We start from the raw sequence: 25,758 nt of genomic DNA, 5'->3' as shown, positions 1-25,758 counted from the left end.
GGCTGATTCTGTGCCGGGAAGATCGCGTGTATGCGGCACCCGGGTGTGACAAGAGCCCGGGGCCCGATGCGCGCAAGGACTACTTCTTGAAGCCGTAGTCCATCAGCTTCTTGGCGTCGGAGGTGCGGGCGTCCACCGAGGTGGAGGCGAGCACCGTGCCGATGACCGTCTTGCCGTTCCGGGTGGCGGCGAAGACCAGGCAGTACTTGGCCTCCGGGCCGGAGCCGGTCTTCACGCCGATCGTGCCCGAGTAGCCGCTGAGCAGGTTGTTGGTGTTGCTCCACGACATGTAGCGGTAGCCACCGCTCTTCGTGGTCACCTTCTGCTTGGTCGACTTGGTCTTCACGACCGACCGGAACGTCGAGTACTTCATCGCGTTGCCGGCGAGCTTCGTCAGATCGCGCGGGGTGGAGTAGTTCGCCCCGTGCCCGATGCCGTCGAACGAGTCGAAGTGGGTGTTCGACAGACCCAGGTTCCTGGCGGTGGCGTTCATCTTGCCGATGAACGACTTCACCCGGGCGGCCCGCGTGGAACCGCTGCCGAACTTGTCCGCCAGCGCGTACGCGGCGTCGCAGCCGGACGGCAGCATCAGCCCGTACAGCAGCTGCCGGACGGTGACCTTGTCACCGACGATCAGCCGCGCCGAGGAGGCGTAGTTGTTGTCGACGATGTAGTCGCTGTACGCCTTCTGGACCGTCACCTTGGCGTCAAGGTTCAGGTTCGGCTGGGCGAGCACCACCCGCGCCGTCATGATCTTGGTGGTGGAGCCGGTGGAACGACGGGTGTCCGCGGCCTTGGTGTACAGGCTCTTCCCCGTGCTGTTGTTCATCACATAGCCGCCCTTGGCGGCGATCGAGGGCGTGGCGACCGCGGCGGCCTGCGCGGTGGCGGAGAACGCCCCCGCCGCCAGCACGGCCCCCGCGGTGACGACCGCCGCGGAGACGCGACGTACGCTCTTCATGCCGTTTTTCAAGATAGATACTCCAAATGCCCCTGCCGTACGGCGGCATGACCATGCCGCTCCCCTTGATGACGCGCGACAGGGGTCATTGGATGTGGTCCGTGCGGATGTTTTTTCAGAACTCTTGCGAACTGTTCAGCGCGTCAGAGCAGGAGTGAGAGCAGCAGGACAAAGCCGAGCCCGGTCACGGAGATGATCGTCTCCATCACCGACCAGGTCCTGACGGTCTGTCCCACGCTCATCCCGAAGTACTCCTTGACCAGCCAGAACCCCGCGTCGTTCACATGGCTGAAGAACAGCGAACCGGCGCCGATGGCCAGCACGAGCAGGGCCGTGTGGGCGGTGGACATATCGGCGGCCAGCGGTGCCACCAGACCCGCGGCGGAGATGGTGGCCACGGTCGCCGAGCCGGTCGCCAGCCGGATGGCGACCGCGATCAGCCAGGCCAGCAGCAGCGCGGAGATGTTCCAGTCCTTGGAGAAGTCCAGGATCATCTGGCCGACGCCGATGTCGATGAGCGTCTGCTTGAAACCGCCACCCGCGCCGACGATCAGCAGGATCCCGGCGATGGGAGCGAGCGAGGTCTCCACGGTGGAGGTGATCCGGCCCCGGGTGAAGCCCGCGGCCCGGCCGAGCGTGAACATCCCGACGATCACCGCCGCCAGCAGCGCGATCAGGGGCGAGCCGATCACGTCCATGGCCCGCTGGACCCCGGCCTCCGGGTCGTCCACCACGATGTCGGTGAGCGCCTTGCCCAGCATCAGCACCACCGGCAGCAGCACGGTGGCCACGGTGGCGGCGAAGCCCGGCCGCCGCTCCAGATCCTCCGAGGGGCGCTGCGGGATCATCCGGTCCGGCGGGGTGATGTCCACCCAGCGGGCGGCGTACCGGGCGAACAGCGGTCCGGCGATGACCACGGTGGGCAGCGCGACCAGCACCCCGAGCGCCAGGGTGACGCCCAGGTTGGCGTGGACGGCGTCGATCGCGGCCAGCGGACCGGGGTGCGGCGGCACCAGACCGTGCATCACGGACAGACCCGCGAGCGCCGGGATGCCGATGCGCATCAGCGAGTAGTTGCCGCGCTTGGCGACCAGCAGCACCACGGGGATCAGCAGCACGATGCCGACCTCGAAGAACAGCGGCAGTCCGATCAGTCCCGCGATCAGCGCCATCGCCCACGGCATGGTGCGGCCGCTCGCCTTCGCCAGGATGGTGTCGACGATCTGGTCGGCGCCACCGGAGTCGGCGAGCAGCCGCCCCAGTATCGCGCCCAACGCGATCAGCACCCCGACGCCCGCGACCGTGGTGCCGAGCCCGGCCGTGAAGCTGGCGATCGCCTTGTCCAGCGGCGCCCCGGCGGCGGCGCCCAGCACCAGCGAACCGATGGTCAGCGACAGAAAGGCGTGCAGCTTGAACGTGGTGATGAGCAGGACGATGACGGCGATGCCGAGGAGTACGGCGATCCCCAGCTGTGCGTGACCTGCCGACGTGATCGGGTCGACGGTCTCCGCAGCCAGCATCTCAACGCTGAGTCTGGTCACGGCGGTTCCTTACGTAGCGGTGCCTGGCGGTGTCAGTTCTGCGCGGTACGCCGCCGCAGTTCGGCGGCGGCCCGTTCGGCGATGGCCTCGGGCTCGGGGGAGATGTCCACGGCCACGCCGTTCTCGTCGGGCTCGAGCGGTTCGAGCGTGGCGAGCTGGGACGCGAGCATCCGGTCGGAGAAGAAGTGGCCCTTGCGGGCCTTCATCCGCTCGGCGATCCGTGCGCGATCGCCGGTCAGATGAAGAAAGACGGCATCGGGGTTGGCCGCGCGCAGCCGGTCCCGGTAGTCCCGCTTGAGGGCCGAGCAGCTGACCACCCCACCGCGCGCGGCGTGGTCGTGCGCCCAGGCGCCGATGGCGTCGAGCCAGGGCCTGCGGTCCTCGTCGTCGAGCGGGATACCGGCCGACATCTTGGCGATGTTGGCCGGCGGGTGGAAGTCGTCGGCCTCGGCGTACGGCACGCCGAGCCGGTCGGCCAGCAGCGGCCCGACCGTGGTCTTGCCCGTTCCGGACACTCCCATGACGACAACTACCGGAGGGGTGTGCATTGCGGTGAACCTCGCTGTCTTCGTCGACCTCGGCGCCGCGGCACACTCAACCTCACGGGTACGACGTATTCAAGAGTTCGTGACTCAAAAGTCATACTTATTTGCCCTGGGCGTGGCACGTAGGCTGACTCCATGGACAACCAGGGGCCCAAGGGGCGGGGGGCGCATGCCCGGGTGCTACAGACCCTCGGGCCCGCGATCACCGCGGGTGACTATCCACCGGGGACGGTGCTGCGCACCGATGAGCTGGAGCAGCGGTTCGAGGTGTCACGCACGGTCGTCCGGGAGGCGGTGCGGGTCCTGGAGTCCATGCATCTGGTGGAGTCCCGCCGCCGGGTCGGGGTGACGGTGCGCCCCGCCGAGGAGTGGGACGTCTTCGATCCGCAGGTCATCCGCTGGCGGCTGGCCGGTCCCGACCGCCCCCGCCAGCTCCGCTCGCTGACCGCGCTGCGCTCGGCGATCGAACCGGCCGCGGCCGCGCTGGCCGCCGAGCGCGCCACCCCCGAGCAGTGCGCCGAGCTGACCGAGCACGCCCTCGGCATGGTGTCCACCTCACGGGGACAGCAGCTCCCCGGGTATCTGGTGCACGACATCGCGTTCCACCGGGTGATCCTGCGTGCCTCCGGCAATGAGATGTTCGCCCGGCTCGGCGATGTGGTCGCCGAGGTGCTGACCGGCCGCACCGAGCACCAGGTGATGTTCACCGATCCCGACCCCGAGGCGGTCACCCTGCATGTCCGGGTCGCGGAGGCGGTCCGGGCGCGGGACGCGGTGCGCGCCGAGGAGTACACCCGCGAGATCACCGTGGGCGCGCTGCGCGAGCTGGACATCCTGGCGCCGTAGCCGGGCGCGCGGCGCCTTCCCCGGACCGACGACCGGACGTACGACCGGACCTATGACATCGCCTGGGTGCCGATGACGCCGAGCAGACCGAGCTTGTCGGCGGCCTCGGTGCCCGGGGCGGCGGTGTAGATCGTCACATGCAGATCGCTGCCGGGCACGGTGAGGACGTCGCAGTCGAGGGCCAGCGTCCCCACCTCGGGGTGTCGCACCGTCTTGGTGTGCATCATGTGGGTGCCCACCGTGTGGGAGTCCCACAGCCCGGCGAACCGTTCGCTGACTCTCCTGAGCTCCCTGACGAGGCTCCGCGGGCCCGGGTCACCGGGATAGCGGACGGTCGCGGCCCGCAGATCGGCGACCGTGGCCGCCTCGAACCGCGCCTCCTGCTCAGGGGTGTGCGCCACCCGGCCGGGCATGCCGGTGAAGTGACGCCACACGCAATTGCGCTCGCGTCCCGCCAGGGCGGACGGGTCGCCGTGCAGCGCGGCGTACATCCTGTTCCATGCGATGAGGGTCCACACCGCGTCGTACACCCCGACCGGGGTCGCGCTCATCTGGTCCAGCAACCGCTGCACACCCGGAGTGAGATGGGTGGGCATCCGGGCGCTCGTGGGCGGCGTCCGGCCCGCGAGGACGAACAGATGCCGCAGCTCGGCCTCGGACAGCCGCAGTGCCCGGGCCAGCGCGGTGAGGATCTGCGGGGACGGGGAGGTGGCCCGCCCCTGCTCGAGGCGGATGACGTAGTCGGCCGACATACCCGCGAGCATGGCCAGCTCCTCGCGGCGCAGCCCGGCCGTCCGGCGGTTGCGTCCGGCGGGCAGCCCGACCGTGGCCGGGTCGAGCCGCTCCCGCCAGTGGCGCAGCGCCCCACCCAGGTCACCGCCCCGGCCGCCGTTCCCTTCTCCGCTCACCCTCCCAGTATCCGGCCGGGCGGCCGGTGGCCCAGGGGCTCATCCTGGTACCGCGTTTCCTATGAAGAAGTGGGCACTCCCTGTTCCCTCCCGGGGCGCCGAGGCTGGGCGCATGACCACCACACTCATCACCGGAGCCAACAAGGGGCTGGGCCTTGAGACCGCCCGTCAGCTGGTCGCCGCCGGACACACCGTCTACGTCGGGGCACGGGACGCCCGGCGCGGCGAAGAGGCCGCGCACCTGATCGGTGCCCGGCCGTTGCTGATCGACGTCACCAGCGACGAGTCGGTACAGGCGGCCGCGAAGTCCATCGAGCGGGAGACGGGCCGACTGGACGTCCTGGTCAACAACGCCGGGATCAACGGCCGGGCCCATACGGCCGAGGAGACCACCGGGGCCGATCTGCTGACGGTCTTCGACACCAACGTCTTCGGCGCCGTACGGACCGTGCACGCCTTCCTCCCACTGCTGCGGGCGAGCGGGGCCCCCGTGGTGGTGAACGTCAGCAGCGGCCTGGGCTCGCTGACGGTCTCCTCCGACCCGGAAGGCCACGCCACGGCCGTGCCGGTCTGGATCCCGGCCCTGGCGTACGCCTCCTCGAAGGCCGCGCTGAACATGGTCACCGTGCAGTACGCCCACGCCTTCCCGGGGATCCGCTTCAACGCCGTCGACCCCGGCTACACCGCGACCGACCTCAACGGGCACACCGGCGACCAGACCATCGAGGAAGGCGCCGAGATCATCGTCCGGATGGCCACGATCGGTTCCGACGGACCGACCGGCGGCTACTTCTCGCTCACCGGACCGGTGCCGTGGTGAGGCGGGAAACCACCATGAACTCCTCCGCGCCCCGACGCGTCGAACTCGTCCTGGACCTGGTGTGCGTCCACTGCTACCTCGGCTTCACTCGGTTCCGCCGGGCGGCCCGGCACCACCGGGCGGAGGGCGGCACGGTCGAGACCGTCATCCGCCCCTACCGGCTCCGGCCCGATGCCCCGGCCACCGGAGAGCCGCTGTTCGAGGTGCACAAGCGGGAACGCGGCGAGGCGGCCGCGCGGGCGATCCGTGCGGACACCTCCTTCGGCGCGGACGACGGGCTGGAACTGAACCTCGGGCGCGCGGTGTTCACCAACACCTTCGACGCCCATCTGTTGATGGGCCGTGCCGCCCGCCAGGGCCGGGCCGAGGAGATGACGGAGCGGTTGTTCCGGGCCTACTTCACGGACGGACTGCATATCTCCGACCGGTCCGTTCTGTCCCGGCTGGCGGCCGAGACGGGGGTGACGGAGGAGGGCTACGGCGCCGAGGAGTTGCGCGCCGAGCTGGACCGTACGCGGGAACTTGTCGGCGCTCGGGCGGTCCCGCTGTTCCGCTTCGATGGCGAACCGGTTCTGGAGGCGGGAAACGGAAGTGTCGGTTCGAGTGATTTGTTGACTCTCCTCACTCAGCGTGGTCGCGCGTGTCTAGGCTCACAGGAGCGGGGGTTCTAGCTCGGGAGGTGGGCCGGTATGGAAGACGAGGGGAGCGCTGCCGTATTGAGGGCCGTCGGCCGTCAGATCAAGCTCTGGCGGGAGGCGGCGGGGCTGAAACAGGCGGAGTTGGGCGCGGCGATCGGCTACGGGGAGGAACAGGTCTCGGCGGTGGAGCGGGCGCGGCGGATTCCGAGTGTCGAGTTCCTGGACAAGGCGGATGACGTGCTGGGGGCGGGCGGCAAGATCGCCGCGATGAAGACGGATGTCGCGGAGGCCAGGTATCCCAAAAAGGTCCGGGACGTAAAGAAGTTGGAGGGTGAGGCCGTCGAGCTCGGCTCCTACAACCAATCGGTCGTCGACGGTCTGCTACAGACCGAGGACTACGCTCGGGCGGTGTTCCGCGAGCGTCGTCCGGCGTTCACCGAGGAAGAAGTCGAGCAGCGGGTGGCCGCGCGAATGGCCCGACAGGAGATCATCGACACCACCACGGCACGCCCCCTGTTCAACTTCGTGCAGTGCGAGGCGACGTTGCGCCGCCCCATCGGAGGGAAGATGGTGTTGCGGCGACAACTCGAACACCTATTGGAAATGAGTCAGTTGCGGAACGTGGACCTCCAAGTCCTGCCCCTGAGCCGTGAGGAGAACTCCGGTCTCGGCGGTTCGTTTCGGCTGCTGCGGCTCAAGGACGGGGCGACGGTCGGGCTGAGCGAAGTCCAGCTGATCAGCCGTGTGCTCGCCGAGCCCAAAGAGGCCCAGATCCTTGACATTCGTTATGGGACCATCCGAGCGCAGGCTCTCACACCACGAGAGTCACATGCCTTCATCGAGAAAGTGCTGGGAGAGACATGACCCTCAGGCCCTCTGATTCCGCACCAGAGTGGATAAAGAGCAGCTACAGCACCGACGACGGCCCATCGTGCGTGGAAGTCGCGTGGACGAAGAGCAGCTACAGCACCGCTGACGGCCCATCGTGCGTCGAGGTCGGCTGGGCCAAGAGCAGCTACAGCACGGCTGACGGACCCGACTGCCTGGAGGTCGCTACTGACCCCTGCGGCACCATCCACATCCGCGACTCCAAGAACCCCGGCGGCCCCCAACTCGCCGTCGCCCCGGCCGCCTGGACCGCCTTCGTCTCGTACGCCTCGACCGCCGTCTGACCGGTCCGGCACACGGCCGGTGGGCGGGCTAGCCCACCGGCCGGTCGTTCCTCAGCTGCTCGAAGAGCTTCTTCGCCCGCTTCTCGTCCCATTTCACCGCGCTGCCCTTGCGCGTTGTGAAGCCGAGGCTCGCCACGGGGACGTTCAGCTGCTTGCCGCTCCCGCCCGCTACGCCCTTCATCGCCTCGAACATGGACGCCAGCGTCCGCAGGTCCATGTCCTTGTCCACGATGAGGGTGTCCAGACCGGCGCCCACGGTCGGGAAGACCTCCCACGGGACCAGAGCGTGGTCCGGCTCCGTGGCCTTCTTCGCCAGCGCCGACAGGAACTTCTGCTGGTTCTGGCTACGGCCGAGGTCCCCCTTGGCCTCCTGGTGACGCTGCCGGACGAAGGCCAGCGCCTGGGCGCCGTTCAGGGTCTGGCAGCCCTTCTTCAGGTCGGCGCCCGACTTCTCGTCCTTGATGGGCCTGGGGAGACACATCCGCACCCCGCCGACCGAGTCGACGACGTTCACGAAACCGGCGAAGCCGATCTCCGCGTAGTGGTCGATCCGCAGCCCGGTGTTGTGCTCCACGGTCCGCACCAGCAGTTCCGGACCGCCCAGTGAGAACGCGGCGTTGAGCTTGTTCTTCGACGCCCCCGGGCGCTTGCCGGTCATGGGGAAGGTGTACGGCGGGAGGGTCACCCACGAGTCGCGCGGCAGGCTCATCAGCGTGGTGCCGTGGGCGCCGGTGTGCAGCACCATCATCGAGTCGGTGCGGCGGCCCTCGGCCGAGCCGGTGTGCAGGTCCTTCTTGTCCTTGCCGGAGAGACCGTCACGGCTGTCGGAGCCCACGATGAGGTAGTTGGTGCCCTTGCCCTTGGGGGGACGGTGCTCGACCCTGCCCAGGTCGACCTCGTTCTTGAGCTTGGACGTCGCCCAGACGTAGGCGGTACCGGCGCCGACCAGGGCCAGCGAGAGCACCACGGCCACCGTCCGCCACAGCCGCCGGGGCCACCGGCGGCGGGGAGCGGCCTCGTCGTCCTCACGCGGCTGGTACGGGTCCGGCGGTATCCGCCGCAGCGGCTCCGGCCGCTGTTGCTGCTGCGGAAGGACGATGCCGTCATGCGGCGCACGCCCGGTGTCGGTCCAGTCGTCCGGCCAGTGGTTCGGCATGGTTCTCCTCGCCCCGCTCATCGGGATGGCAGGCGCTCGTGGCGCCCGGCCGGGTCGACGGTCAGCTGGTCGGCCGCCGTGCCGGAGCGCTGCATGCGGTGCCAGCGCAGCCGGGTGCCGAACAGGGCGCTGACCACGGACTGGATGATCACCAGATACATCAGCTGCCGGTAGACGAAGAGCTGGAGGGGCATCGCCCACAGCGCCCTCAGCCGTTCCTTGTCCAGCCGCAGCGCGTATCCGGCGCCGAGCATCTGGACCACGAGGAAGGCGGCCCACACCCCGATCGACTGGAGCGGATCGGCGAACAGCACGCCGTACAGCGCGAAGACGTCCACGATGGGCGCGATCAGCGGCAGCGCGACCTGGAAGAGGAAGAGATAGGGCAGCGCTCGGCGGGCGAAGCGTCCGGCAGGGCCGACCTCGGTGAGGGCGCGCCGGTGCTTCCACATGGACTGGAGGGTGCCGTAGCACCAGCGGTAGCGCTGCCGCCACAGCTGGCGCAGCGAGGTGGGGACCTCGGTCCAGGCGATGGCGGACTCCTCGTAGACCACCCGCCAACCGGCCCGCCACAGGGCCATGGTGAGGTCGGTGTCCTCGGCGAGGGTGTCCTCGCTGACGCCGCCGACACCCATCAGCGCGTCCCGGCGGAAGGCGCCGATGGCGCCGGGAATGGTCGGCATGCACTCCAGCACCTCGTACATCCGGCGGTCGAGGTTGAATCCGAAGACGTACTCCAGGTGCTGCCAACGGCCGAGCAGCCGACGGCGGTTGCCGACCTTGGTGTTGCCGCTGACGGCGCCGATGGCGGGGTGGGCGAGCGGCTGGATGAGCTGGTGGATGGCCTCCGGTTCGAAGACGGTGTCGGCGTCGACCATGACCACGATGTCGTGGTGCGCGTGGATCAGGCCGGTGTTGAGGGCGGCCGCCTTGCCCGCGTTGGGCTGGCGGATCACCATCACCCGGGGATCGTCGATCCAGGTGGCGAGGTCCGCGGTGCTGTCCGTCGATCCGTCGTCGATCACGATGATCTGGAGCTGACGGTGGGTGGAGGCCAGCAGCGACCGCACGGTGGACTCGATGCCCGCCTCCTCGTTGTACGCGGGGACCAGGACCGTCACCGGTTCGTCGACCTCGCGCAGCCAGGGCGAACCGGGCCGGAAGCGGTGCAGGCGCCGGACGTGGGCGCGCGCGAAGGCGACGAGCATCAGCAGCCGCAGGAGGGCCAGGGCCCCGGCGACAACGAGCACCCAGGTCATTGCGGAGACGAAGGTGTGCCCGAGGCCCTGGACCTGGATCAGCGCGTGGCCCTGCCAGCGGCCGACGGTGGACGCCGGACCGTTGACGGAGGTCTGGCCGAGCCCCTCGGACACCGTGGCGAACTTCTCGATCTTCCGGTTCTTGAGGAGCTTCTTCACCTCGCCGTAGGCGGTGTCCGTCTGGCTGTACTGCCGGACGACACCCCGCTCCGGCTTCCGCAGCGGCCGGTCGGCCGCGACCAGGAGATACCCCTGGGCGGCGGCGCGCTGTGCGGCCGTCCACTCACCGCCGCACAGGGTGTCCGCCTGGGTGGTCAGCGGCAGCCGCAGGAGTTTGGTGGTGACACCGGTGGTGCCCGCCAGCGCGGTCTGGGTCAGTGAGAGCTCCAGCCGGGTGCGCGGCGCGGAGGCCGAGCTCAGGTCGGATTCGGTGTAGGTGAGCGAACCGAGCTCATGTCCCTCGGCGCGGATCCGCCGGACCAGCTCCGGGTGCCGGACCGCCTGGGCGCCGGAGACGAAGAAGGTGGCGTGTGCGCGGTGCTCGCGCAGCAGGTCCAGCAGGCGCGGGGTCCACACGGGATCGGGGCCCCCGTCGAAGGTGAGGGCGACGGTGCGGGCCGGCATACCGGCCGTCTTCACCGTGCCGTCGGCGATGCGTATCACCGGCTGCCCGGTGTCGGCCGCCTTCGGTACGGGGTGGGTACAGGGCTTTCGGGTCTGCGCGGACGCGACCTCGTGGGTGGTCCAGCCTTCGAAGACCAGCGCGGCGGCGACCGCGGAGACGACGATGATCAGCAGCAGCCAGTGGCCGCGCGGCTCGGGGCGGAGTGCGTGCCGGGGGCTCACCAGGGGCTGCCTCCAGTGGGTGAGGCCGTGGCAAGGGGCGCGGATCCCGCGAAGCCCTCGGAGTCGGCGCCGGACCAGGATCCGGTGGCCGGGGCACTGCCGGTGGTGGACCGCTCGGCGGTCCTGGGGGGCTCCTGCTCGTCCTGCCAGACCACCCCGGACAGGGCCGCGACCAGCAGCAGCAGATAACCGAGGCAGACACAGCCGACGGCCAGCGCCGCGAGCTTCAGCAGCTGCCTCCGGCCCCCGGAGGCGTTGACAAATATTGGCCCGCTCTTCTTTCTGCGTCGCCGCTTCTCGCTCACCGTCTTCACCATGTGGCGGAAGTGTAGTGATGATCTTTCGCACTCGTGACCACAGCGGAGGAAGCCCCTCCGCTACCTCAGGGGGCCGCCGGGTCCGTCTGTCCGGCCGATGGCCCCGCAATCCGGGGCCAGTGCTCGAACCAGCGCATATCGGCCTCGAGCTGAGCGGCCAGCGAAATGAGACGGGGCTCACTTTCGGCCGGGCCGAGCAGCTGGGCACCCAGCGGCAGGGTGTGGTCGGCGTCGGCGAACCCGGCCGGAACGTTCACCCCGGGCCAGCCCAGCACGTTCCACGGCCAGGCGTACGGGCAGGCCGCGATCATCGCGCGGTCGGTGCGCCACCCGGAGAGACCGGACATCGCCCCGATCCTCAGCGGCGGGGTGGCGGTCGTCGGGGCCAGCACCACATCGAACCCCCGCTGGTGGAAGATCGCCCCGACCCGGCGGTGCAGCCGCTGCTCGGCGGCGCGCGCCCAGCGCAGCGGGCCGCCGCCCAGCAGCCGTCCGTGGCGGGCGGCGGCCCGGGTGCGTACGTCCAGCAGCGTCTGGTCCGGGACCCGCCCGGCCCATTCGTGGAGCCCGGCGGTGGCGCGCGGCAGGAAGGCGAGCCCCACCATCCCGTAGCGCGGTTCGGCCTCCACCACCTCGTGCCCCAGGGCGGCCAGCCGCTCCGCGAGCCGCAGCACCGCGGCCCTGACCACCGGGTCCAGCTCCTTGGGCGTGCCCGTGAACGCGGGCTTGAACGAGAGCGCGATCCGCAGCCGCCCCGGGTCGCGGTCCACCGCGGCCAGCAGGTCCACCGGCTCCGGCCGGTGCAGATCGCCCTCGTGGTTGCCGCTGGCGGCGTGCAGCAGCAGCGCGGCGTCCGCGACCGTACGGGCCAGCGGGCCGTTGCAGGTGATGCCGTTGAACGCCTCGGCGTCCGGCCAGGTGGAGATCCGGCCGCGCTGCGGCTTGATGCCCACCAGATGGGTCCACGCGGCGGGGATACGCACCGAGCCCGCGCCGTCCGAGCCCAGCGCGCCGGGGACCAGACCGGCGGCGACGGCGGCCGCGGCCCCGCCGGAGGAGCCGCCGGGGGTGTGCGCGGGGTTCCAGGGGTTGCGGGTCTCGCCGAAGGCCGGGCCCTCGGTGAACGGCCACTGGCCCAGCTCGGGGGTGTTGGTCTTGCCGACGATCACCGCACCGGCGGCCCGCAGCCGCCGTACGACCTCGCCGTCCTCGGTCTTGGCCGGGAACTCCCCGGGGCAGCCGAACGCGGTCGGCTCCCCCGCCAGATCCGTGTCGTCCTTGATCGCGATCGGCACCCCGAGCAGCGGCAGCCGCTCCCCCGCCGCCAGCCGCCGGTCGGCCTCCTCGGCCTCCAGCAGCGCGGCCTCGGCCCGGATCCGGCGGAAGGCGTTGAGGGTGCCCTGTGTCGCGGCGATGCGCTCCAGCGACTGTTCGACCAGGACGCGGGAGGACACCTCACCGCCGGCCAGCGCACGGACCTGTTCCCCCAGACCCTTGGGAATGACGCTGGTCACCCTGGACCTCCTCGATTCGCACGGTGAACGGCGTGACGGTACACGGCCTACTGGTGAGTTCGGCCACTCCCTCTTTACCCCGGGTGGGTCGTCACGCACCCTTGGGATGGCGTGGGGGGACCGATTCATCCTGTTCGTCACGATCATCTCCGAGCACCGAGGACACCCGCATGACCGACATCGCGGCGCGCCGCATCGGCCTCCGCCCCCGCACCGGCGGCCCCACCGACGACGACCAGCTGAAGGAGCACATCGTCGGCTGGACCCTCGTCATCGTGATCGCGATGCTCACCGCCCAGCTCGGGCTGTTCTAGGGCCCGTCTTCAAAGGGGGCGTCCGGCCGCGAGCGGCGTCTGGTGCGGTACATCGCAAGGCGAAGGATCGCCCTCGTACTGGGCGTACTCGGGCGACTCCGACAACGCGGCCGGGGGCACCTCCCAGCGGTAGCTGGGGGCGCCGTGCCAGGCGTCGGGAGCAGGGCGGCCCCTTTGAAGACGGGCCCTCGGACGGAGACGGGGCGGGACGGGCGCGGCCGGGACGGGCACGGCGCTCCGCGACCGGCGTCAGCGCACCAACCGCACCTCCGGGTGGCGGGCCGACAGACCGGCCGGCAGTCCCCCGATGTCGCGGCCCCGCAGCGAGGCGTCGAAGAACGCCCGGACGCAGGCCCGCTGGGCGGCCACCGCCCGATCCGGCGCGACCGTACCGATCACCTTCGTGACGGTCTTCTCCGGCAGACCGAGCCGCCGCACGATCTGCGGCAGCATCGCGACGACATCGGTATAGGCCGCGTGGCGCGAGCCGCGCAGCGTCAGGTCGAGGCGCGGGCCGGTGCTGTGCTCCCACAGCGCACCCCACGAGGGCACCGTGCGGTGGTCGTTGCCGTCCATGCCCATCAGCAGCACGGGCCGGTCCACACCGTCCTCGGCGGCCGTCGAGAGATTCCCCGGCTCGTGGTCCTTCCTGACGTAGGCCAGCACCCCGTCCAGATTCGCGGCCGCCGCGATCCGCCGGTCGTCGTGGAGGCCCTGGACGGCCGCGAAGCCGCCCGCGGACTGCCCGAACATCCCAACGGCCGACGGCTCCGCCCCTGCCGGAACCAGCGCCTCCAACCGGTCGAGGACAAAGCGGGTGTCGGCCACCCGCACCCCGCAGGTCTTCCTCAGCAGTTCGACGAACGTCCCCTCGCGCTCGGCCCGCTCGTACTCCTCCGGCAGTCGGCTGGCCTCAACCCGGCCGTCCGGGAACTCGACCGCCGACGCGTCGAAGGTGTGGTCGACGCAGACCACGACATATCCGTGCGAGGCCAGCTCGTCGGTGAGGGTGGTGCCCATGGAGCGCGGATCACCGACGCCGGGCGAGTAGAGCACCACGGGGCGCCGGGCGCCGCCGGACCGCGTGGGCGGGGCGTCCTGATGCGCGAAGGTCCGGGTCGCCGCCCAGTCGACACGCCCCTTCGGCACGCCCTCGAAGGAGTTCAGCCGGTCGAACCCGGCCGCCGCGCCCGGCAGCATCTGCGGTGCGCGCGGATGCCCCTCGACGTCCCGGGCGGGATAGCGGACGCTGACCATCAGTTCGCGCGACGGGCGGGACGCCACCCAGGGATCGGGCCGGTCGTGATCGACGAGATGGTGGGAGACGGTGCCGACGGGGTACGGCCCGGTCGGGGCGGGCAGCGTCAGCCCGGCCCGCCCGCGAGAGGCGCGCGGCAAGGCCCGCGCGGCGGGCGCGGCCACCGCCGCTCCCAGGGCGGCGAACGCCGCGGCGGCCAGTACTCCCCGACGGTCCGGCCCGCGGCCGAAGATGTGTGGATCCATACCGCAGAGCCTTCCGCCCGGGACGGAGGCGTCGCCATCAGGCTGCCCGCCGTCCCGGGGTGGGGCTTGCCCCCGGTACCTCCCTTCGGTCCAGCACGCTGCACCGTGCCGTATGCCATAGTGGACCAGCCGACCATGCGCGACTCAGCACCACCGCAGGGAGAGATCATGATCACCGACGTAGCGGGCTGGCTGGAGTCCGCCGCCATCGACCCGGCCGTCCACGCACTCCGCCCCGACTACCGCGCCCTGCTCATCACCGCGGAGGGGCTGCGCCCCGGGCCGAGCGACGCGATCAGCGAACGTCCGCTGGCGGATGCCGAGTCGGCCGCCCGTGAGCGGTTCGGGGACGGGCCGGTGGAGGAGCATCCGCATCTCGCCGCCTGGCGGGAGGCGTTCCGCGGCTTCGGGGCCAAGCCGCAGCGCACCCGGCCCAGCGCGGAGGCCCTGCTGCGGCGGGTGGGCGCCGGGCTGCCCCGGGTGGACCGGCTGACCGACCTCTACAACGCGGTCTCGGTCGCCCATGTGCTGCCGCTGGGCGGTGAGGACCTCGACCACTACAGCGGGCCCGCCCGGCTGGTCCGGGCCACCGGCGAGGAGACCTTCGAGACCACGGCCGGGGGCGAGGCCGCCGTGGAACACCCCGCGTCCGGTGAGGTGGTGTGGCGGGACGACGCGGGCGTCACCTGCCGCCGCTGGAACTGGCGCCAGTGCGTCCGCACCCGGCTCACCCACACCACCACCCGCGCCTTCTTCGTCCTGGACGCGCTCGGTCCGCTGGACGACATCGCGCTGAAGGCCGCGGGCGATCAGCTGGCGGAGGCCCTGACCGAGAGCAGCCCCGGGGTGCGGATCGCCTCCCGGCTGGTCACGGGCGGCTGAACGACGGCGGGGACTGGAAGACGGCGGGGCGGCGGGCCGGAACGCTGATCAGAACAGCGCCTGCTGTCCCGGCGACGGCGGCTCGTCCTCGCCGAACAGTTTCGGCGGGGTGCCGAGCAGCGGCGCGGTCCGGCGCGACCCGGGGCAGGAGACCAGTTCGTAGTCCGTGCGGCGGCCCGGCGGATCGTGACGGGCGAACCGCCCGCCCACGACCGCGATCTCTCGGGTGCAGACCGGACAGGCGCGGCGGGGAGCAGACATGACCCCAGTGTCGCTCACCCGCCGCCGAGGTCGCGGGCGAGCTGCCGCGCGGACTCACGGGTGAAGCTCCCCGAGATGACCACCGTGCCCCCGGTGATGGAGGTGGCCACCGACGGCGCGGACAGCACCCGGCCGTCGCGCACGATCGCGAGCTGGTTCTCCGGGGGCTGCCGGGTGGCCAGCTCCTGGGTGAGCCGGGCGAAGCGGGCGGCGTCACGGCTGTTGAAGCGGACGGTGACGGTGTGGCCCGCGCCGTTCTCGCGGTCGTAACCGGCCTTGGCGGAACGGGGCTCGACGACGTTCATCCCGTCGTTCCGCCGGACGACGTAGCAGACCCCCTCCCGGTCCTTGTACGTCGCGTAGGCGTCCGGGCCCCCGGCGGGCCGCTCGGCCGGGCAGTTCCCGGGGGCCGACGCCGCGACGGGCAGCAGCCGCAGCGGCTCCGCGAGCGGCGTGGTGGTGCGGGGCGCGTCGGTGCCCTCCGGGGCGCTCGCCGTGGCGCTCGCGCTGGGTACTGAGCCGCCGCGCGGGTTCTTGCCGCCGCCGAATCCCCCGCCGCCGCCGTCACCGCCGTCACCGTCGCCGCCGCATCCCGCGAGCGCCGCCATCACCAGTGCCAGCCCCACGGCCGCCGCGCCTCGTACCCGTCCGGCCCCCATCGGCCCGCCCCCCCTTGTTGTCACCCGGATACCCGGGACGTTGAAAACCCCGGAAGCCCGAAAGCCCGGAAGCCCGGAAGCCACGAAGCCCGGAGCCCCGGAAACTCCCGGAGCGCTCAGAATGCATCAGCGGGGACATACGTACCCCACACTTCGCGCAACGCGTCACACACCTCGCCCACCGTGGCCCGCGCCGCCAGCGCGTCCTTCATCGGATAGAGCACATTGGCCGTGCCCTGTTCGCTCTCCGCCGCCTTCTTCAGCGCCGCCAGCGCCGTGCGGACCGCCTCCCCGTCGCGCCCGGCACGCAGCGCGGCCAGCCGCTCCCGCTGCCGGTCCTCGATCGCCGGATCCACCCGCAGCGGCTGGTAGGGCTCTTCCTCCTCCAGCCGGAAGCGGTTGACGCCGACGACCACCCGCTCACCCGCGTCCTGTTCCTGGGCGATGCGATAGGCGTTGCGCTCGATCTCCTCCTTCTGGAAGCCCTGTTCGATGGCGGCCTCGGCGCCGCCCCGGTCCTCCACCCGCCGCATCAGGTCCAGGGCCGCGGCCTCGACGGCGTCGGTCAGCGACTCGACGGCGTAGGAGCCCGCGAACGGGTCGACGGTGGCCGTCACATCCGTCTCGTACGCCAGCACCTGCTGGGTGCGCAGCGCCAACCGGGCGGATTTGTCGGTGGGCAGCGCGATGGCCTCGTCGAAGGCGTTGGTGTGCAGCGACTGGGTGCCGCCGAGGACGGCCGCGAGCGCCTGGACCGCGACCCGCACCAGATTCACCTCGGGCTGCTGGGCGGTGAGTTGGACGCCCGCGGTCTGGGTGTGGAAGCGCAGCATCTGCGACTTGGGGTCACGGGCGCCGAACTCCTCGCGCATCACCCGGGCCCAGATCCGGCGTGCGGCACGGAACTTGGCGACCTCCTCCAGCAGGGTGGTGCGGGAGACGAAGAAGAACGACAGCCGTGGCGCAAAATCGTCGATGTTCATGCCCGCCGCGACCGCCGTCCGCACATACGCGATGCCGTCGGCAAGGGTGAAGGCGATCTCCTGCGCGGGCGAGGCCCCGGCCTCCGCCATGTGGTAGCCGGAGATCGAGATCGTGTTCCACTTCGGCAGTTCGGCCGTGCAGTACTTGAAGGTGTCGGCGACCAGTCGCAGGGAGGGGCCGGGCGGGAAGATGTAGGTTCCGCGGGCGATGTACTCCTTGAGCACGTCGTTCTGGATGGTGCCGGTCAGCCGGTCGCCCGTCACCCCCTGCTCCTCGGCGACGAGTTGGTAGAGGAGCAGCAGCAGTGCGGCGGGCGCGTTGATGGTCATCGAGGTCGAGACCCGGTCCAGCGGAATGCCGCCGAACAGCACCCGCATGTCCTCGATCGAGTCGATGGCCACACCCACCTTGCCGACCTCGCCGTGGGCCAGGTCGGCGTCGGAGTCGTAGCCCATCTGGGTCGGCAGGTCGAAGGCGACCGAAAGCCCGGTGGTGCCGTGGTCGATCAGCTGCCGGTAGCGGGCGTTGGACTCGGCGGCGGTGCCGAACCCCGCGTACTGGCGCATCGTCCAGGGGCGGCCGGTGTACATCGTCGGATAGACCCCGCGGGTGAAGGGGTACACCCCGGGCTCGCCCAGCAGCGCGTCCGGGTCCCGGCCGGTGCGCGCACCGGGTCCGTACACCGGCTCGACGGGGAATCCCGACTCCGACTCGCGCGCCATGGGTCCACGCCTCCTGGTGGCCGATACCCGCTCTTGTCCCGGTACGGGGCCTTGTTCACAGCATGCGTCGATGTTCACCGAACGGCAGCGCCGGGAAACATTCAGGGCGATAAATCAGTGGACCGGGTGGACTGGGGGGATGAGATGCACCGGATGCCGGTGGTCCGCACCGCGCTGGCCACGGCCACGGCCGCGGCGCTCCTCGCGGGGTGCAGGGCGGGGTCGGTGACCGCGGACGGCCGGAGCCAGGACGGACCGCAGGCGCGGACGAGTACCAGCGCGCCCGCGCGGGACGTCCCGCGGCCGCACCGCACCTTCACCCACAAGCCCCGGCACCGGGCCGGGCACCCCCCGGTCCGGGCGCGCCCGGCGCGGCCGACGGCCCAGGTGCCGCGGCGCGGCACCACGCCCCGGGTCGCCCCGGCGGTGATCGCGGTGGGCAGCAGCGGTGAGCGGGTGCGCGAGCTACAGGCGCGGCTGCGCCAGCTGGGTCTGTTCGGCCGCAATCCGACCGGGTACTACGGCTCGGTCACCCGGGCGTCGGTGCTCGCCTACCAGCGCGGCCACGGGCTGGTGGCCACCGGCTCGGTGGACCGGCGCACCTGGGGCTCGCTGCGCTCCCGGAGCCGTCCGCCCGCGCGTGACGAGCTGTATCCGCCGACCAGCCTTCCGCTCGCCGAGCCCGATCGGCGCTGTCTGACCGGGCGGGTGCTGTGCATCAGCAAGAGCAGCCGCACCCTCGCCTGGATGATCAACGGGCGGGTGGTCTCGGCGATGGACGTGCGGTTCGGCTCGCAGTACACCCCGACCCGTGAGGGCCTGTTCCAGGTCAACTTCAAGAGCCGGGACCATGTCTCGACGATCTACCACACCCCGATGCCGTACGCGATGTTCTTCAGCGGCGGCCAGGCGGTGCACTACTCGGCCGACTTCGCCGCCCGCGGCTATGCCGGTGCCTCGCACGGCTGTGTCAACGTCCGGGACAAGAAGAAGATCGCGTCGGTGTTCGGCCAGGTGAAGGCCGGAGACAAGGTGGTGGTTTTCACCTGATGAGGGGGAGGAGTGGTCTTCAGTCGAGGAAGAGCGGCGCGGGCAGGACCGGGGGAACGTGCCCCGCCCGCGCCGGATGCGCGGAGCCGTCGGTACGGGGGGAACCTCGGCTCTCGCGCGGCCGATGACCAGTCGGCCCGTTTCTTACAGCGCCACCGCCGAAAAAAACGTCACACCTAAGACCTTGAGCGCTCAACCTGCGGTCGCGCCGGTGGCCGCCGCGGTCCCGTCCTGGGCCGTGGAGCCGGTCGTCGCCGTGCCGTCGGCCGGGGTCTCGGCCGGTGCGGACGGCGTCGGGGGCGGCGGCTCGGGGTTGGGATCGCCGGATCTGCCGCCATCGCCCGAACCACCGGACCCGTCCTCACCGGATCCGCCGGAGCCACCGTCGTCCGAGCCGCCGCTGCCGCCGGACCCGCCGCTGTCGTCCCCGCCGCCGTCCGTACCGCCGTCGCCCTTGCCGTCGGAGCCGGTGCTCGGCAGCTGTGCGCCGTTGTTCGACAGGATCTGGACGCAGTAGCCGTGGAGGGTGGACCGGCCCGCGGACTTCTTCAGCTGGTGCAGCGCCTTGCGGTCCAGCCCGCTGCCCTCGCCGGACTCCGCGGCCAGATAGCGGCGGCAGGCGTCGAGCGCCCACGTTCCGCCGTGCCGCCCGCTGCCCGGGGAACCCGCGGAGTGGTCCTTCTCACCCTTGCCGCCGCCCTTCCCGTGGCCCTTGTCCTTGGCGTTCGGCGCGGTCGGCCCCGAGCCGCCGTTCGAGGACGGATCGCTGGCATCGTTGTCGCCGGAGCCGCTGGGGCCGGGCGTCGCGGTGGTGGGGTCCCGGGAGATTTCCGGATGAACCGAATCGGTGGCCGGGTCACCCGGCATGCTCACCGAGGGGCTGGGGCTGCCACCGCGCTCGCCGAACGGCGTGGGCAGCACCCCCGCCCCGGCCGCGACCGCGAAACCGCTGAGCGCGCAGCCCGCCAGCGCGGCCACCATGCCCGCGCGCAACTGCCGCCGGGCGCCGAAGCGGCCGCCGCGCAGAGCGCGCACGACCCGTCCGCCGCCACCGGACGCCTCGGAGCCGGGCATCGGGTCATCGGCGGCCGCCGCGGCGAACTCCTCGCGGGCCGACACGAAGGCGGACACGGCCGCCTCCTCGCCTGGAAGCGGAGGTGCGCCATCCGTGGGTCCGGCCGCGGGGCGGGTCGCCTCGGCAACGGCGGAGAGCACGGCGGCCAACCGTTCCGCTTCGGCGCATGACTGGTCGTGCCGGTCGCTGGGGACACCGTGCTGCCCCTCGACCGGTTCGCCACGAAGCAACCGCTCCGCGGCACTGTCATCCAGCCAGCTGTAGCGGCGGTCTTCGGCCATCACATGTCCTTCTGCGTTGGCGTGCACGAATCCGTCACACCCGCAGACTTCGCCGCCCCCGAGTTGGTTGCCTTCCCAGGCGACTCACGTTGCACGGGAATCCCGTCGAGGACTCCCGGATCACCCCCTGCCCGGGGATCGATCAGATCGGCGAGCTTCCGCAGTCCGCGGTGGGCGGCGGTGCGCACCGCTCCCGGCCGCTTGCCGAGCACCGTGGCCGCGCTCTTCGCGTCGAGGCCGAGGACCACCCGCAGCACCACGGCCTCGGCCTGGTCCTGCGGGAGCTGGGCGATCAGCCCGAGCGCGCGGCCGGTGCCCAGGGCCTCCATCGCCTCGCCCGCGGTGTCCGCCTCCGAGGCCCGGGTCTCCAGCTCCGTCTCGTCGCCGCCGATGGCCGGGCGGCGGCCGCGCATCCGTATGTGGTCGAGCGCGCGATTGCGGGCTATCCGCGCCGCCCAGCCACGGAACCGGTCCGCGTCCCCACTGAAACGTTGCAGGTCACGCGCTATCTGAAGCCATGCCTCCGACGTGATGTCCTCCGCGTCGCCATCGCCGACCAGGGTGCGCACGTAGCCGAGGAGACGAGGGTGCACGGACCGGTACACGGTCCGGAAGGCGGTCTCGTCCCCGTCCTGTGCCGCACGCACCGCGGCGGTCAGTTCCGCGTCGTCCCCCTGCACGCTCTCTTCCTGCCCTCGGAGGTTCTGAGGTCCGCGATCGCCCGCGATGGATCAGCCGTGGCCGTAGGGCGGGTACTGCTGGCCGGGCTGACCGGGCGGGGCCGGCGGCATCTGCGGGGCGCCGTACGGCGACTGCCCCTGCGGCGGGACACCATACGGCGGAGGGGCGCCCGGCCCGTAACCCTGACCGCCCATCGGCCCCGCCTGCGGGGGCAGCGCCGCGCGCTGCTCCTGCATGGCGGTGATCTGGCGGACCAGCAGCAGCGCCAGGATCGCCGCGGCCATCAGGATCACGGTCGCGAACATATCGAAGGCGAGGATGCTGTGCAGACTCTCGATGTCGTCCTTCGCCTCCGACAAGGAAGGGGAGTAAGTGGAACTCTCCACCTTGTTACGGAGCATGCTGTAGCGCAGGTTGCCGATGAAGTTCGCAACCATGGCGACGATCCAGGTGACCCACCAGCCATTGAGCAAACCGCGGTTGACCGCGTGGGGACCCAGAGGAGAGCTGGCGCGCCAGATGTCATTGGCGATCTGCTTGGGGAACCACAGGCTCACCACCGGGGTGAACCAGGCACCCGCCGCCCAGCCGGTGCTGAAGCGGTGCCCGCCGGGCGCGAAGACCTCGGCGTTCAGCCGCAGCTTCCGGAACCAGACCGCCCAGACCACCGCGATCGCGAGGGTGAGCAGCACAAAGATGACCCAGGCGCCGAGGAAGAAGTCGTCCGCGTCGTCCAGGTCCTTCTGCGTAACCGACGTGGGGTCGTCGAGCATGTCGCCGATGACGCCGTACTGGCCGCCGCGGCCCACCAGCACCAGGATCAGCGCGGGCAGCGCCACCGCGAACAGCACGGTGAGCGTGGTCGCGAGCCCACGGCGCAGATCGACACCTCCGGTCGGCATCCCGACCGACGGTGCGGCGGGATAGCCCCCGGGCGCCGGCGGCTGCTGGTACTGCTGCTGGAAGGTTCCGCATGCGGCACAGCGCCCGTCGGGCCCGACGGCGACAGCGCGGCAGTTCCCGCACGGATACATTTTGAGTCCCCCTGGGGACGTGGCCCGCACCAGGCCACGCGCGAAGATAAGCAATTGACCGCGCCCACAGCGCGGACCTGCACGTTACGGGCATCCGCCCGGTCCCGTCCAGAGCCGAAGGGGCCCCCGGACGCGCTCCCGGGCCCCGAGGTTTCATCCCGACGACAGGTGTGACGCATTCGAGGCATGCGACGCTGTAGGGAGTAAGGGCTCCATGCGGGCCCACGCTGGACGGCGGCCGGGGCCTCTCCTGTGGGGGGTGGCGGCCCCGGCCGTCCTTCCTTCTCAGGCGTCTCTCCGGCGTCTTCAGACGCCCAGCCGATCGGCGAGCTTGGTGAAGTCACCCCAGCTCAGCGGCGGCTTTCCGGGATCCCACAGCCGTTGGGCGAGCGCCGCGAGCGGCAGCCGGACGCCCTTGGCGACCTGTGCCTGGGTCTGCGCCCCGGGCTGGTCGGACCAGATCGCGAAGCGCGCGCCGAGCACCCGGTCGGGTCCGGTCAGCTTCTTGTCGGCGACCGGCTTGGTGCCGCGCAGGGTCCCGGGCGTCCACTGTTCGTAGATACGTTCGCCCGTGGGGTAGAGGAAGCCGTTGGGCTCGCCGAGGACGTAGTAGAGGTACTCGGAGTTGAGATTGACCAGCTTCCGGCCCTCGTGCAGATACTCCTCCGGCTGCCGGGCGGGCCACTTCAGCCGCCCGGTCCAGTACTCGGCCTGGATGTTCCGGTCGGGGGTGACCACGCCCCCGGCGAAGAAGCCGTCGTTCCACGCCTTGGGCTGCTTGCCCAGCTCACGGGCGACCGCCGCCCGGTCGTTCAGCCAGCCGGTGGCCAGGTCCTGGACCTTCGCCCGGGATCCGTACTCGCGCTCGGCGGCGGCGGCCAGCTGCGGGAACGACGCCTGGGGATCCTTGACGGTGAGCGCAAGGTACTCATCGGCGCCCAGATGCCAGTAGCGGCCGGGGAACAGCGGTGCGTACTCGCGCATCAGCTCGTCCACGATCTGCGCGGCGGCCGGCTTGGAGATGTCCACGGAGCCCTGGAACCGGGTCCCGGAGGCGTTGCGCAGCTGGAGCTGCGGGTGGGCGTCGATCACCGCGCCGAGGTGGCCGGGCGAGTCGATCTCGGGGACGACGGTGATGTGCAGCCGCTGGGCGAGGGCGATGATCCGCCGGACCTCGGCCTTGGTGAGGTGCTGCTGGGAGACGATCTCGGGGTGGCTGCTGCTCTGGATGCGGAACCCCTGGTCGTCCGAGAAGTGCAGACCGAGCTGGTTGAGCTTGAGGTCGGCCATCTCGCGCAGCCGGGCCTCGATCCACGAGGCCGTGTAGAACTTGCGCGCGATGTCGAGGTTGAGACCGCGCTGGGCGCGGGCGGGCCGGTCGTGGATCACGCCCGCGGGGACGCGGTCGCCTGAGCGCAGCGCCTGTTTCACGGTGCGGGTGCCGTAGAAGACGCCGGTGTCGGCGGCGGCGGTGATCCGGGCGCTGCCGTTCTTGACGGTCAGGGTGTAGCCCTCGCGCCCGCCGGACTGCCCGGGGTTCAGTGCCAGCGACAGATCGCCGCGGTGGGCCTTGCCGGAGACGGCGTGGATGTCCAGTTCGTCGGCGATCATCCGGGCCTCGTCGGCGAGCGGGCCGTTGAGGTCGGCCACCACCCGGCTGTGGTGGCCGGGCCGCCAGCCGGATCCGGTCCCGGGGTCGAACTCACGGACCGAGGGGATGGTGCGGGGCGGAGCGGACGGCGCCTTGCCGGGCGCCGAGGCCGAGGGGGACGCGGGGGACGCGGGGGACGCGGGGGGAGACGCGGAGGGGGACGCCGACGGGGAACCGGTCGGGGAGGACCCCGTGGGCTGCTGGCAGCCGAGCGCTATGAGGACGAAGGTCGCGGCGGCACCGGCGAGGGTGCCGCGGGCCCAGGCGGCCCGGGTCGCTCTCCTGGGCATTCCCATGGCGCAAACCTCCTGTTTCAGGCGTAAAACGCCCTGCGCCTCGACATGCCGTCCACCTCTTCCAGCAAAACGTCCCCGTACGGGTGAATTTACGCCGTCTGCGGCACACCGGCCTGTTCACCTCGTTAGCGTGTACTGCTCACGCCCCGAGCACAGGTCCCTCATGTACCCGTTTCATGCCCTTCACGTCACGCCGCCACCTTGAACCGCTCGCCTCACGTGCCCCAGCCACGCGCGTCCAAGGAGCCCACGCTGTCCAGGTCCAGGTCCAGGTCCCGTGACCCAGTCCACAGCCTCGACCGGCTCAACGCCGCCACCGCCGAGGCGGCCGAGGAGGTGCTGCTCGCCTGCTGCGGCAGCCGCCGCTGGGCACGGCTGATCGCGTCCCACCGCCCGTACCCCGATGTGGAGGCGCTGCTCGCCGCCGGGGACGAGGCCAGCTACGACCTCACCGCCGCTGATCTGGACGAGGCGCTGGCCGACGAGAAGATGGTCGGCCACCCCCTCCCGGCCGCGGACAGCCTGGGCACCCTCGCCGCTCACACAGCATTACGCGCTGCTCACTCCGAGTACGAGCGGCAGTTCGGCCACTCCTTTGTGATCTGCCTGGACGGCCTCGGCCCCGACGAGATGCTGGACCGGCTGCTCACCGGAATCCGCACCCGGCTCGGCAACGAGCGCGAGGAGGAGCGGACGAACACCGCGGAGGAGCTGCGGCGGATCGCCCGCGGGCGCCTCGCCCGGCTGACCCGGGAACACCCTGTTTGCCGTTCATCATGAGGTTCCGGGCCTCCTGATCGGCCGTACGTCCCCTTTGATCACACCTCCGTGCCTCTTTGATCACACCTGAGCACCCCCGGGCAGAGGAACCGACAACACGTCGCTACGATGGCCAGGGCCGGTGGACCGTACCCGGCCGGGCCAGACCGACAGTGAAGCCGGCAGGCCCCAATCCCCGCTTCCGGAGGGTTTTCCGTGCCGGCTGGAACGCTGTATCGCGGCCGGGAAGGTATGTGGTCCTGGGTGGCTCATCGAGTCACCGGCGTCCTCATCTTCTTCTTCCTGTTCGTACACGTCCTGGACACCTCGCTCGTCCGTGTCTCCCCCGAGGCGTACGACGACGTCGTCGCGACGTACAAGAATCCCATCGTGAACCTGATGGAGTACGGCCTCGTCGCCGCCATCCTGTTCCACGCCCTCAACGGTCTGCGCGTCATCGCCGTGGACTTCTGGTCGAAGGGCCCGAAGTACCAGCGTCAGATGCTGTGGTCCGTTGTCGGTATCTGGGTCGTGCTGATGGCCGGGGCCTTCTACCCGATCCTCCAGCACACGCTGCGCGAACTGTTCGGGAGCTGACGCATGTCCGCCGAGACCAACACCCCCGCGACGGACACGGTCGGCACGTACGACGTGGACCACCCCGCCCCGCTCATCGAGCCGCCGCGGGCCCGTACCCGTAAGACGCCCAAGGCGACCCGCACCAACTTCGAGATGTACGGCTGGCTCTTCATGCGCCTGTCCGGCATCGTGCTGGTCGTCCTGGTCCTGGGCCACCTGCTGATCCAGCTGGTCCTCGACGGCGGCGTCTCCAAGATCGGCTTCGCCTTCGTGGCGGGCCGCTGGGCCTCGCCGTTCTGGCAGGCATGGGACCTGATCATGCTCTGGCTCGCCACACTGCACGGCGCGAACGGTCTGCGCACGGTCATCAACGACTACGCGGAGCGGGACAACACCCGCCTGTGGCTGAAGGGGCTGCTCTACACGGCGGCAGGTTTCACCATCGTGCTCGGCACTCTGGTGATCTTCACCTTCGACCCGAACATCCGCTAGGCCCCGGGGCTG

The 25,758-nt window shown here is 71.0% G+C and carries 27 protein-coding genes; 11 read left to right on the top strand and 16 right to left on the bottom strand.

Features of this window, described 5'->3' with window-relative positions; translation table 11 throughout:
- Positions 1 to 79 precede the first annotated feature (79 nt).
- The 3 genes from HUT19_RS24240 to HUT19_RS24230 form a co-directional block, all read right to left on the bottom strand.
- A complete protein-coding gene (locus HUT19_RS24240) occupies positions 80 to 961 on the bottom strand; it encodes a D-alanyl-D-alanine carboxypeptidase family protein (RefSeq protein WP_176182481.1) in 882 nt (293 codons plus the stop codon).
- A 143-nt stretch (positions 962 to 1,104) separates the two neighbouring features.
- Positions 1,105 to 2,502, bottom strand: a complete 1,398-nt coding sequence (locus tag HUT19_RS24235; RefSeq protein WP_176182480.1) for a gluconate:H+ symporter — start codon at positions 2,500 to 2,502, stop codon at positions 1,105 to 1,107.
- Positions 2,503 to 2,534: 32 nt separating this feature from the next.
- A complete protein-coding gene (locus HUT19_RS24230; protein WP_176182479.1) occupies positions 2,535 to 3,050 on the bottom strand; it encodes a gluconokinase in 516 nt (171 codons plus the stop codon).
- 132 nt (positions 3,051 to 3,182) lie between these two features.
- Here HUT19_RS24230 and HUT19_RS24225 point away from each other — a divergent pair, with 132 nt between their 5' ends.
- The gene (locus HUT19_RS24225; protein WP_176182478.1) at positions 3,183 to 3,893 is read left to right on the top strand and encodes a FadR/GntR family transcriptional regulator; all 711 of its coding nucleotides are present in this window, start codon (positions 3,183 to 3,185) and stop codon (positions 3,891 to 3,893) included.
- A 50-nt stretch (positions 3,894 to 3,943) separates the two neighbouring features.
- On the opposite strand, the gene HUT19_RS24220 is transcribed toward HUT19_RS24225, so the two are convergent.
- On the bottom strand, positions 3,944 to 4,801 hold the full coding sequence (locus HUT19_RS24220; protein WP_176182477.1) for a helix-turn-helix transcriptional regulator: 858 nt from the start codon (positions 4,799 to 4,801) through the stop codon (positions 3,944 to 3,946).
- Positions 4,802 to 4,913: 112 nt separating this feature from the next.
- Here HUT19_RS24220 and HUT19_RS24215 point away from each other — a divergent pair, with 112 nt between their 5' ends.
- The 4 genes from HUT19_RS24215 to HUT19_RS24200 all read left to right on the top strand — a co-directional run bounded on the left by HUT19_RS24215 (position 4,914) and on the right by HUT19_RS24200 (position 7,431).
- Positions 4,914 to 5,621: an SDR family oxidoreductase gene (locus HUT19_RS24215; protein WP_176182476.1), complete on the top strand. Its 708-nt coding sequence runs from the start codon at positions 4,914 to 4,916 to the stop codon at positions 5,619 to 5,621.
- Positions 5,622 to 5,635: 14 nt separating this feature from the next.
- On the top strand, positions 5,636 to 6,292 hold the full coding sequence (locus HUT19_RS24210; protein WP_254885752.1) for a DsbA family protein: 657 nt from the start codon (positions 5,636 to 5,638) through the stop codon (positions 6,290 to 6,292).
- A gap of 18 nt (positions 6,293 to 6,310) precedes the next feature.
- Entirely contained in the window at positions 6,311 to 7,123 is an 813-nt protein-coding gene (locus HUT19_RS24205) for a helix-turn-helix transcriptional regulator (protein ID WP_176182475.1), read from the top strand.
- 71 nt (positions 7,124 to 7,194) lie between these two features.
- Entirely contained in the window at positions 7,195 to 7,431 is a 237-nt protein-coding gene (locus tag HUT19_RS24200; protein ID WP_368661706.1) for a DUF397 domain-containing protein, read from the top strand.
- A gap of 28 nt (positions 7,432 to 7,459) precedes the next feature.
- Here the strand turns inward: HUT19_RS24200 and HUT19_RS24195 are convergent, their stop codons facing one another.
- From HUT19_RS24195 to HUT19_RS24180, 4 genes are all read right to left on the bottom strand, one after another.
- The gene (locus HUT19_RS24195; RefSeq protein WP_176182473.1) at positions 7,460 to 8,587 is read right to left on the bottom strand and encodes an LCP family protein; all 1,128 of its coding nucleotides are present in this window, start codon (positions 8,585 to 8,587) and stop codon (positions 7,460 to 7,462) included.
- A gap of 17 nt (positions 8,588 to 8,604) precedes the next feature.
- On the bottom strand, positions 8,605 to 10,692 hold the full coding sequence (locus tag HUT19_RS24190; RefSeq protein ID WP_176182472.1) for a bifunctional polysaccharide deacetylase/glycosyltransferase family 2 protein: 2,088 nt from the start codon (positions 10,690 to 10,692) through the stop codon (positions 8,605 to 8,607).
- Positions 10,689 to 11,009 carry a hypothetical protein gene (locus HUT19_RS24185; protein WP_176182471.1) on the bottom strand — a complete coding sequence of 107 codons (321 nt, stop codon included), beginning with the start codon at positions 11,007 to 11,009 and terminating at the stop codon, positions 10,689 to 10,691. The genes HUT19_RS24190 and HUT19_RS24185 overlap by 4 nt, the downstream gene beginning before the upstream one ends.
- A 65-nt stretch (positions 11,010 to 11,074) precedes the next feature.
- The gene (locus HUT19_RS24180; RefSeq protein WP_254885751.1) at positions 11,075 to 12,523 is read right to left on the bottom strand and encodes an amidase; all 1,449 of its coding nucleotides are present in this window, start codon (positions 12,521 to 12,523) and stop codon (positions 11,075 to 11,077) included.
- A gap of 170 nt (positions 12,524 to 12,693) precedes the next feature.
- Between HUT19_RS24180 and HUT19_RS24175 the strand changes: the two genes are divergently transcribed.
- Positions 12,694 to 12,837, top strand: a complete 144-nt coding sequence (locus HUT19_RS24175) for an SCO1431 family membrane protein (protein ID WP_176182469.1) — start codon at positions 12,694 to 12,696, stop codon at positions 12,835 to 12,837.
- Between the two features lie 249 nt (positions 12,838 to 13,086).
- Here HUT19_RS24175 and HUT19_RS24170 read toward each other — a convergent pair whose 3' ends face one another.
- The gene (locus HUT19_RS24170) at positions 13,087 to 14,340 is read right to left on the bottom strand and encodes a hydrolase (protein WP_176182468.1); all 1,254 of its coding nucleotides are present in this window, start codon (positions 14,338 to 14,340) and stop codon (positions 13,087 to 13,089) included.
- Positions 14,341 to 14,508: 168 nt separating this feature from the next.
- Here HUT19_RS24170 and HUT19_RS24165 point away from each other — a divergent pair, with 168 nt between their 5' ends.
- Positions 14,509 to 15,222 carry a B3/4 domain-containing protein gene (locus tag HUT19_RS24165; protein ID WP_176182467.1) on the top strand — a complete coding sequence of 238 codons (714 nt, stop codon included), beginning with the start codon at positions 14,509 to 14,511 and terminating at the stop codon, positions 15,220 to 15,222.
- A 48-nt stretch (positions 15,223 to 15,270) separates the two neighbouring features.
- Here HUT19_RS24165 and HUT19_RS24160 read toward each other — a convergent pair whose 3' ends face one another.
- The 3 genes from HUT19_RS24160 to HUT19_RS24150 all read right to left on the bottom strand — a co-directional run bounded on the left by HUT19_RS24160 (position 15,271) and on the right by HUT19_RS24150 (position 17,848).
- Positions 15,271 to 15,483, bottom strand: a complete 213-nt coding sequence (locus tag HUT19_RS24160) for a hypothetical protein (protein ID WP_176182466.1) — start codon at positions 15,481 to 15,483, stop codon at positions 15,271 to 15,273.
- Between the two features lie 14 nt (positions 15,484 to 15,497).
- Entirely contained in the window at positions 15,498 to 16,142 is a 645-nt protein-coding gene (locus HUT19_RS24155; protein ID WP_176182465.1) for a hypothetical protein, read from the bottom strand.
- Between the two features lie 116 nt (positions 16,143 to 16,258).
- Entirely contained in the window at positions 16,259 to 17,848 is a 1,590-nt protein-coding gene (locus HUT19_RS24150; protein ID WP_176182464.1) for a methylmalonyl-CoA mutase, read from the bottom strand.
- Between the two features lie 144 nt (positions 17,849 to 17,992).
- Between HUT19_RS24150 and HUT19_RS24145 the strand changes: the two genes are divergently transcribed.
- A complete protein-coding gene (locus tag HUT19_RS24145; RefSeq protein WP_254885750.1) occupies positions 17,993 to 18,898 on the top strand; it encodes a L,D-transpeptidase family protein in 906 nt (301 codons plus the stop codon).
- Between the two features lie 192 nt (positions 18,899 to 19,090).
- On the opposite strand, the gene HUT19_RS24140 is transcribed toward HUT19_RS24145, so the two are convergent.
- The 4 genes from HUT19_RS24140 to HUT19_RS24125 form a co-directional block, all read right to left on the bottom strand.
- The gene (locus HUT19_RS24140) at positions 19,091 to 20,254 is read right to left on the bottom strand and encodes a hypothetical protein (RefSeq protein ID WP_176182463.1); all 1,164 of its coding nucleotides are present in this window, start codon (positions 20,252 to 20,254) and stop codon (positions 19,091 to 19,093) included.
- Positions 20,254 to 20,934, bottom strand: a complete 681-nt coding sequence (locus HUT19_RS24135; protein ID WP_176182462.1) for an RNA polymerase sigma factor — start codon at positions 20,932 to 20,934, stop codon at positions 20,254 to 20,256. The genes HUT19_RS24140 and HUT19_RS24135 overlap by 1 nt, the downstream gene beginning before the upstream one ends.
- A 51-nt stretch (positions 20,935 to 20,985) precedes the next feature.
- Positions 20,986 to 21,837 carry a DUF4328 domain-containing protein gene (locus HUT19_RS24130; protein ID WP_254885749.1) on the bottom strand — a complete coding sequence of 284 codons (852 nt, stop codon included), beginning with the start codon at positions 21,835 to 21,837 and terminating at the stop codon, positions 20,986 to 20,988.
- 438 nt (positions 21,838 to 22,275) lie between these two features.
- Positions 22,276 to 23,916, bottom strand: coding sequence for a glycoside hydrolase family 20 protein (locus HUT19_RS24125; protein ID WP_176182460.1), 1,641 nt, complete (start codon positions 23,914 to 23,916; stop codon positions 22,276 to 22,278).
- 336 nt (positions 23,917 to 24,252) lie between these two features.
- On the opposite strand from HUT19_RS24125, the gene HUT19_RS24120 reads away from it, so the two are divergent.
- From HUT19_RS24120 to HUT19_RS24110, 3 genes are all read left to right on the top strand, one after another.
- On the top strand, positions 24,253 to 24,696 hold the full coding sequence (locus HUT19_RS24120) for a 2-oxo-4-hydroxy-4-carboxy-5-ureidoimidazoline decarboxylase (RefSeq protein ID WP_254886215.1): 444 nt from the start codon (positions 24,253 to 24,255) through the stop codon (positions 24,694 to 24,696).
- A gap of 195 nt (positions 24,697 to 24,891) precedes the next feature.
- Positions 24,892 to 25,272: a succinate dehydrogenase, cytochrome b556 subunit gene (gene sdhC, locus HUT19_RS24115; RefSeq protein WP_176182458.1), complete on the top strand. Its 381-nt coding sequence runs from the start codon at positions 24,892 to 24,894 to the stop codon at positions 25,270 to 25,272.
- Between the two features lie 3 nt (positions 25,273 to 25,275).
- Positions 25,276 to 25,746 (top strand): succinate dehydrogenase hydrophobic membrane anchor subunit, encoded by a 471-nt coding sequence (locus tag HUT19_RS24110; protein WP_176182457.1) that lies wholly within the window; start codon positions 25,276 to 25,278, stop codon positions 25,744 to 25,746.
- The last annotated feature ends 12 nt before the right edge of the window (positions 25,747 to 25,758 follow it).

It is taken from the genome of Streptomyces sp. NA02950 (genome assembly GCF_013364155.1).
GTDB lineage: Bacteria > Actinomycetota > Actinomycetes > Streptomycetales > Streptomycetaceae > Streptomyces.
The sequence above is the reverse complement of the archived record's forward strand: the minus strand, read 5'-3'. Positions and strand labels throughout refer to the sequence as shown.